This is a genomic window from Streptomyces fuscichromogenes, from assembly GCF_014645815.1.
Taxonomy (GTDB): Bacteria; Actinomycetota; Actinomycetes; order Streptomycetales; family Streptomycetaceae; genus Streptomyces; species Streptomyces fuscichromogenes.
Genome location: NZ_BMML01000069.1, coordinates 1 through 6,867, shown reverse-complemented (window position 1 = coordinate 6,867; position 6,867 = coordinate 1). Strand labels below are relative to the sequence as shown.

Genomic DNA, 6,867 nt, shown 5'->3' with positions numbered 1-6,867 from the left:
AAGATCGCCAGGTGGCAGCTCCCCGAGCGCTGGACGGTCATCGAGTCGGTGCCGAAGACGAGCGTCGGCAAGTTCGACAAGAAGGTCCTGCGCAGGCAGTATGCCGAGGGCGAACTGGACGTCACCAGCCTCTGATCCGGGCCCATTTCCGGCTGTCATGCCGTACGAGGGGAACGGCCGCGTCGCATGGTGACGGCCATTCCCGTCGTATGGCGATGTCCGTCCTCGGATCGATGAGGACCAAGGCCTGGACGCGGTCGATGATGACCGTACGCAGAGGCAGAACGGGGATGGTGCGGACCTCACTGCCCAGGCTGAGGAGCCATTGCGCGTAGGCGGTCGCGATGGCCGTTTCCTGACAGGCCAGCATGCCGGTCAGGCCCACCTCCGGATTGACCCCTCATACCTGGCCCGGGTGTTCGCTGGAGGCGCGGACCAGCATCAGCCGGGCGAGTTCGTCCAGACAGTCATGGACCTGACCCGGAGCGAGACCGGTGGCTGCGGCGAGTTGGCCGATACCGTGGTCAGGGTAGTCGAGCATGGCCTGGTAGACGGCTTCCGCTCTGGAAGACAGTCCCAGAGCTTCCAGCATCCTGCCTGTCCCTCAGATCGAACCCGGCGACCACGGTTACGCGTCGCACGACAGGGCCTCCTGGTTCTCGCCGGACTCGACAACCGCGCGACGCACCATGAGGCCCTTCGGGCAACGACGGCCGATCAGCCCTTGTTGACCGCCCCGGCCCAGTCGAGGTCCACACCCATCTGGTCATACATGACCGTGTACCCGACGTAGCAGTCGAACTTCTTGATCTTGCCGCCCTGCAGATACCAGAAGTCGGCAGTTGGCACGTCGATCTTCGCTCCGTTCGGCTTGAGAGTGCCCGCAGGCGTCTGGTATGGCCCTTCGAACGTGCCCTGGATCGACAGCTCAACGCTCACCACGTCGCCGTTCACCGTGATGCGCGCCAGTTCACGGTGGACATCGGGGAAGACGGCGGCCATGTGGGTCAGAGTGTCACCGAGGGCATCGCCCTGGTAGGTGAAGCCGGCGACCTCGTCCTTGAAAACACCGTCCTTCGTGAAGTCGTTGATGAACCCGTCGGGGTCCAGGCTGTCGCCCTCCGCCACGTAGTACGCGTTCAGCACTACCGCAAGGTTGGCTGTCTCATGCTTCGTCAGGTGGCGGTTCGTAAGCGGCAACGCGGCGAGTTCGCGAGGGGTCAGGCTCCCGGAAGACTTCTGGCTGCTGACGGTGCGGGTCTGCGCACTGGCCGCCACCGGGGCGGCGGCCTGTGTGGGCGCAGCGGCGATGGCGAGGCCGCCCAGGCTCGCGACCACGGTCATTGCGGTGATCGTCTTCCATCCGAGCGACTTCATGTCGGGGTCCTCCAGGTTGGTTCTCAGGATCCGGGTTCCGCGGAAGCGGTCACGCGTCGCACGGGAGACTTCATCAATCATTCGATTGATTGAAATGTATGGCGCGCGAGCGGAAAACATCAAGCGATTGATTGATTTACAATTGCTGAAGCTCCGCGCGGTGCGCCGCGATCTCGCCCGCTCCCCGCTCACGGCGTCCTGGTCAGCCCCCGCCGACCGCCACCTTCGGGACACGATCCTCGGGTCCGGTCCGGTGCACAGCCGCCTTCGCGTGCCGGCGCCAGGGGTCGCGGCGCACCTCGGTGTACAGGTGGCGGACGTGGTTGAGCACCGAGAACCGGGGGCCGTCGCCGGCGTGTATCTCCGACCGCACCAGGCCGTACGTCACCAGGGTGAAGACGATGGCGGCGGCGTCAGCACCGGACGTCCCGACGGCCGTCGCCGCCTCGGCGACCGACCAGCTGCGGTGGTCACGGGCCACAGCGGCGAGGAAGGACACACCGGCCGGGCTCAGCTGGCCCAGTGCGCTGCGCAGCCGGACCACGAAGTCGCCTGAGGAGTCCGCGGTCATCGGCGGAGCGATCAAGCCGAACGGGCTGCGCTCTGCTTCGGCCAGCAGCTCCGGCAGGGAGCGTACGAGGGTCCAGCGACCGGCGAATTCCAGGGGTCTCGGCAGCCCGTCGAGGCGCCGGCACAGTTCGGCGACCACCCCGGCATTGGAATCGTCCAGCCGGAACAGTGGGTTGCCTGCGCGGATGTGCGTGCACAGCAGCCGTACGGACGGCACTTCGGCCAACAATTCGGGGTCGGTCTCGGTGCCGGGAGCGGGAACCGGAAGCGGAGCGAGGCTCAGGATCTGTTCGCCGGAGACGCCGCACGGCCCGCACGCGGTGAGCAGGATACGCAGCCAGGGGTGGGCTCGCCGCAGCTCGACCAGCCGGTCGGTGCCGCCCGCGAGCTCGACGTCGTCCAGCACCAGCACCGTCCGCTGTCTCCTTGCACCGTCGGCCAGTTCACCGGCGGGGATCTCCTCGCCGGGTGCCTGCCACAGGACCCGGGTGCCGTCGGCGGCGGCCCGGCACATGGCCTCGGCGGCCAGATGTGACTTCCCGACCCCTCCTATGCCGACGACGGACACCAGCCGGACGCTCGGCTGTCGCAGCAGATCGGCAAGGGCGGCCACTTCGGATTCCCGGCCGGTCAACGGGCCCAGGACGGGCCAGGGCGTGGGGCCGTAGCCCGCGTCACAGGGGGGGCCTCCGGTGCCCGGGCGGCGCCGTGCCGTGTCCAGCAGCGTCTCGCGCTGGGCGGAGCCGAGCCGCAGCCCGTCCGCCAGCAGCTGGACCGTCTCCAGCCGCGGGGAGAGGACCTTGCCCTGCTCAAGGTTGCGTATGGCGCGCACGCTCACGGTGGTGAGGTCCGCGAGGTGCCGCTGGGTGAGTCCGGTGCGCCGACGGTGGTCTCTCAGCAGGACGCCGAGGTTCGGCTGGGTACGGATGTCCTTCATCACTTGCTCCGGTGGGCCGTTCCGAGGTACGGGTGAACCGATGGGCGGGACGCCGAGCAGGTGAGCCGTCACCCGGCCATGGTCGGCGCGTCATCAGCTCCAGGAGTTGGTGTTGTCCGTGGAGCCGTCGTGGGCCCGCACGGTGGCCGTCTGCTGTGGGTGCACCACGGTCTCGGCCACCGATACGCCCAGGAGAGCGGCGACTGCAGCGATGACGACGGCCCTCAGGGGCTGGCTTCACGACCGGTGCGAAGGTGCCGTTCAGGGCGGCTTCCTTCCTCTCCATCGGCCCTCTGCCCGACTTTGAAAGAATGTTATGAGTGGTTGTCATCACGCCACTTTGACGCCGCTATCCCTCTTGGATAGCGGAGCGGGCGCGGGTCGCTGCGATGGAGGCGGGGAGCCGTGGGGCCGGGTACGCGCCGGCCGAAGTTGTACTTCAGGCTTCGGCGACCACGGGGCGGCGGTCTCAGTCCGGCGCTGCCGCTGACGGCGTAGGACCGACGGCGCACCCCGTTGAAGACCTCGTGTGGGCCTGCTCCGCAGGACGGCCCGTGGCAGGAGGCCTCGTTGGTGTCAGGGACACGCCGCGGGTCACAGCGCCGCCGGCATAGGGCGAGGGGACCGGGCCCACCACACCCTCCACATCATCGTCTCTCGTCCGTGACATGGGCGGTCACCCGTGCGAGCAGGCTTGCGGCGCGTTCCGCTTCCTCAGCCATGCCAAGCCGACCGAACACTTCCAGGGTTTCGGTGAGCAGTCCGCCGGCTTTCGCGGTGTCGCCGCCGCGCAGGATCAGGTCGGCAAGGTCAACGCGGACGGAGGCGGCACCGGCCTGGTCGAGGAAGTCTTCGCGCACGGACAGCGCCCGGGCGAAGTACGAGCCGGCCTCGATGAATTCGCCCCGGCGGACGTGGACCCGGCCGAGGTCGTGGAGGATGTACCCCTCGCCGATCACGTCGCCGTCGTCCCGGACCATCGTGAGACCCTCGGACAGCTCCCTTCGAGCGTCGTCGAGCCGCCCGCAGTACAGGTGCAGCTGGCCCGCCCGCCGGAGCACCCGAGCCTGCCCACCGAGGTAGCCGAGGTCGCGCCAGATCTGCAACGCCTCATCGAGTTCGGCCTCCACCAGACGGACATCGCCGCGCCGCAGCAGGATGACCGCGCGTTGGACGAGAACAGAGGCGCGGGCCCAAGGGGAGCCGTCGCCGAAGTCTCGTTCGGCTTGCTCTAACAGGCCCATCGCGGCTGTGTCGTGGCCCGCGAGCTGCTCCAGGATACCCAGGTCGCGGCGACACAGCCCGAGACCGCTGGTGTGGCCGAGGTCCTCGAAGAGGCCGAGGGCCGCGGTCAGCGCCGTGCGAGCCTCGGGCAGGTTGCGGCGGTTGAGGTGCATCGATCCCAGGGAAGCCAGCAGGGCGGCCTGGCCGAGCCGATTGCCGCTGTGACGCACCGCGGTCAACGCCTTGCGGTGGGTGCGGGCCCAGTGGTCGAGATAGCCGCGGGCCTCATAGAACGGGGCGAGGCTGACGGCGAGTTCCCAGGCGTAACCGTCCTCATCCTCCTGGGCCAGGCTCTCCACGGTCAGGCTGAGGTTCTCGCGTTCGATGTCGAGCCATTCCGCGGGACGGGCGAGAATGGTCCTCACGTGTTCGGCGGGCGGGTTCCAGCGGGCGGCCGGCCCGGTCATGAAGTGGGCACCGAAGACACGCTGTTGGGCCTCGCCGATGAGGGCGAGCCAGGCGCCGCCGACCCGGCGGATCGCGGACCGCCGTTCGCTCTCGTCCGACTCGGCGGCCAGCCGGTCCCGGGCGAACAGCCGGATGATGTCGTGGAAGCCATAACGTAACTCCCCGGTGGCATCGACCCCGGCGACGTCCAGCATCTGCACGTCGACCAGGGGTTCCATGAGGTCGGACGGGTACGGGTAGTCGCCCGGAACATCGAGCAGGGCGCCGCCGATCCAGCTGGGGAACGTGGATCCTTTGGTGAGACTGAGCCGGCGCAAGAGGGTGCGGCTGGTGTCGGGCAGTCCGTCATAGGTGACGGAGAGACTGGCCCGTACGGTCATCTCACCGTGGGTCAGTTCATCGAGACGGTGGCGTTCGTCGGCGAGACGCTGCACCATCGAGGCCAGCGGCCAGTGCGGACGGGCCGCCAGCCGGGCGGCGACGATGCGCAGGGCGAGCGGCAGCCCTCCCACGGCCGCGGTCAACGCTCTGGCGGCCTCTGGTTCACGGCTGACGCGGTCGGCACCGACAACGTTACCGATCAGTTCAAGAGCGTCCCGCTCGTCGAGAATGTCCAGAGCGACCCGATGCGACCCGGGGAGGGCGGTCAGCCGTGCCCGGCTGGTGACTAGCACCCCGCAGGAGCGGCCGCCGGGCAACAGCGGGAAGATCTGCTCTTCGCCGACAGCATCGTCGAGGACAACCAGGATGCGCCGGGCGGCGAGCATGCTGCGGTAGATCTCGCCCCGCTCCTCCAGGGAGTCCGGGATGGCGGGTCCGGGCAGGCCCAGCGCGCGCAGGAACCGGCCCAGGACCTCGCGGGGGTCGACGGGATCCACACGAGCACCGCGCAGTTGGCAGTAGAGCTGACCGTCGGGGAAGTGGGGCTCGGCGAGGCGGTGGGCCACTCGAGCGGCGAAGGTCGTCTTGCCGATACCGGAGCGGCCGGTGACGACGACGATGCCCGTGGCCCGGTCCGGCGAGGTATTGGTGAGGACACCCTCAGTCTCGGAGACGAGATGCTGATGACCGACGAAGTCTGACGTATCGACCGGGAGTTGACGGGGGACGACAGTACGAGCGGCGGCACGCGCATCCTTGGCGGACAGCTCCGGTTCCGTGCCGACGGTGTGCAGTTCGGTGCCGGACGGTCGTTCGAGACGCAGCGACTCGTCCTCGACCAGGATGGCCTGCTCCAACCGCCGCAGGTCCTCGCCCGGCTGGAGGGCGAGTTCGTCCATGAGCAGGGCGCGACCCTGCCGGTAGCTCTCCAGGGCCTCGGCCTGCCGGCCCGAGCGGTGCAGGGCGAGCATCAACTGCCCGCGGAAACGCTCCCGTAAGGGGTTCTCTCCCACCAGCCGAGCGATTTCGGCGGTGAGTTGGTGGTGATAGCCGAGCGCGAGCTCCAGCTCGATGAACGACTCGGTGGCCACGAGGCGTTCCTCATCGATGTGTTGGGCGACCAAGGCGAGAGCCTCGCTGGGGATACCGTTCAGACAGGGGCCCTGCCACAGACCGACTGTCTCGCGCAGCAGGGCTGCGGCCTCAGCCGTGCGTCCCGCACTGCCGAGCACGGCGGCCTCGGCGACTCCGCGCCGGAAGACGGACAGGTCGAGCCTCGCGTCGTCGATCTTGAGTACATAGCCCGCAGGACGGGTCTCGATGACAGCCTCGACGTCGGCGGCTGCCAGGGTCCTGCGCATCCGCGAAACACAGATCTGCACCTGGGTGCGGGCGGTCTCCGGCGGGTCTTCTGCCCACATCAGCCGGATGAGATGGTCCCAGTTCTGGAGTCTTCCGCTCTCCAGGAGCAGGGCGGCGAGCACGACCTGCTGCCTGCCCGCAGTGATCGGCACGACACCCTGGTCGCCGAACACCTTCAGCTCGCCCAGCACTTGAAAGGTGAGTCCCGCTGTCCGGCCACGTGCCTCAAGGTGTATTCCGGCCATGGAACCTCCCCCTCCCACGCCGCGGACCACAGCGCTCCTGATCATCGAGTCTACGGTCCAAACGCATCTATCTACCCGCCTGAGCACTAGCTGAACAGTGGTGACCAAGGCATGGACCAAACCCCGGTCACGGCCATGACCTCACCCGCCCGCCATCGTCCGGCCCGCCGTCGGGGGCACTCGGACCTCCCCCAGTAGCCAGTGATGACCAACATCCGAGCAGTTGATGACCAGTCTCGTGGACTCTGCTGCGCAATTCCGTGCGGGGTGACGGTGGGCGCGGGATGATCGTCTGTGCGGTCG

Annotated in this window: 4 protein-coding genes; all 4 read right to left on the bottom strand. The window is 68.4% G+C overall.

Annotated features, from left to right (window positions below):
• Positions 1 to 400: 400 nt before the first annotated feature.
• Positions 401 to 592 carry a hypothetical protein gene (locus IEZ11_RS49835; protein WP_189269756.1) on the bottom strand — a complete coding sequence of 64 codons (192 nt, stop codon included), beginning with the start codon at positions 590 to 592 and terminating at the stop codon, positions 401 to 403.
• Between the two features lie 125 nt (positions 593 to 717).
• Positions 718 to 1,458, bottom strand: a complete 741-nt coding sequence (locus IEZ11_RS49830; protein ID WP_229713989.1) for a nuclear transport factor 2 family protein — start codon at positions 1,456 to 1,458, stop codon at positions 718 to 720.
• A gap of 121 nt (positions 1,459 to 1,579) precedes the next feature.
• Positions 1,580 to 2,884 carry a helix-turn-helix domain-containing protein gene (locus IEZ11_RS49825; protein ID WP_189269755.1) on the bottom strand — a complete coding sequence of 435 codons (1,305 nt, stop codon included), beginning with the start codon at positions 2,882 to 2,884 and terminating at the stop codon, positions 1,580 to 1,582.
• A 647-nt stretch (positions 2,885 to 3,531) separates the two neighbouring features.
• Positions 3,532 to 6,672, bottom strand: a complete 3,141-nt coding sequence (locus tag IEZ11_RS49820; RefSeq protein WP_229713988.1) for an AfsR/SARP family transcriptional regulator — start codon at positions 6,670 to 6,672, stop codon at positions 3,532 to 3,534.
• Between the last annotated feature and the right edge of the window lie 195 nt (positions 6,673 to 6,867).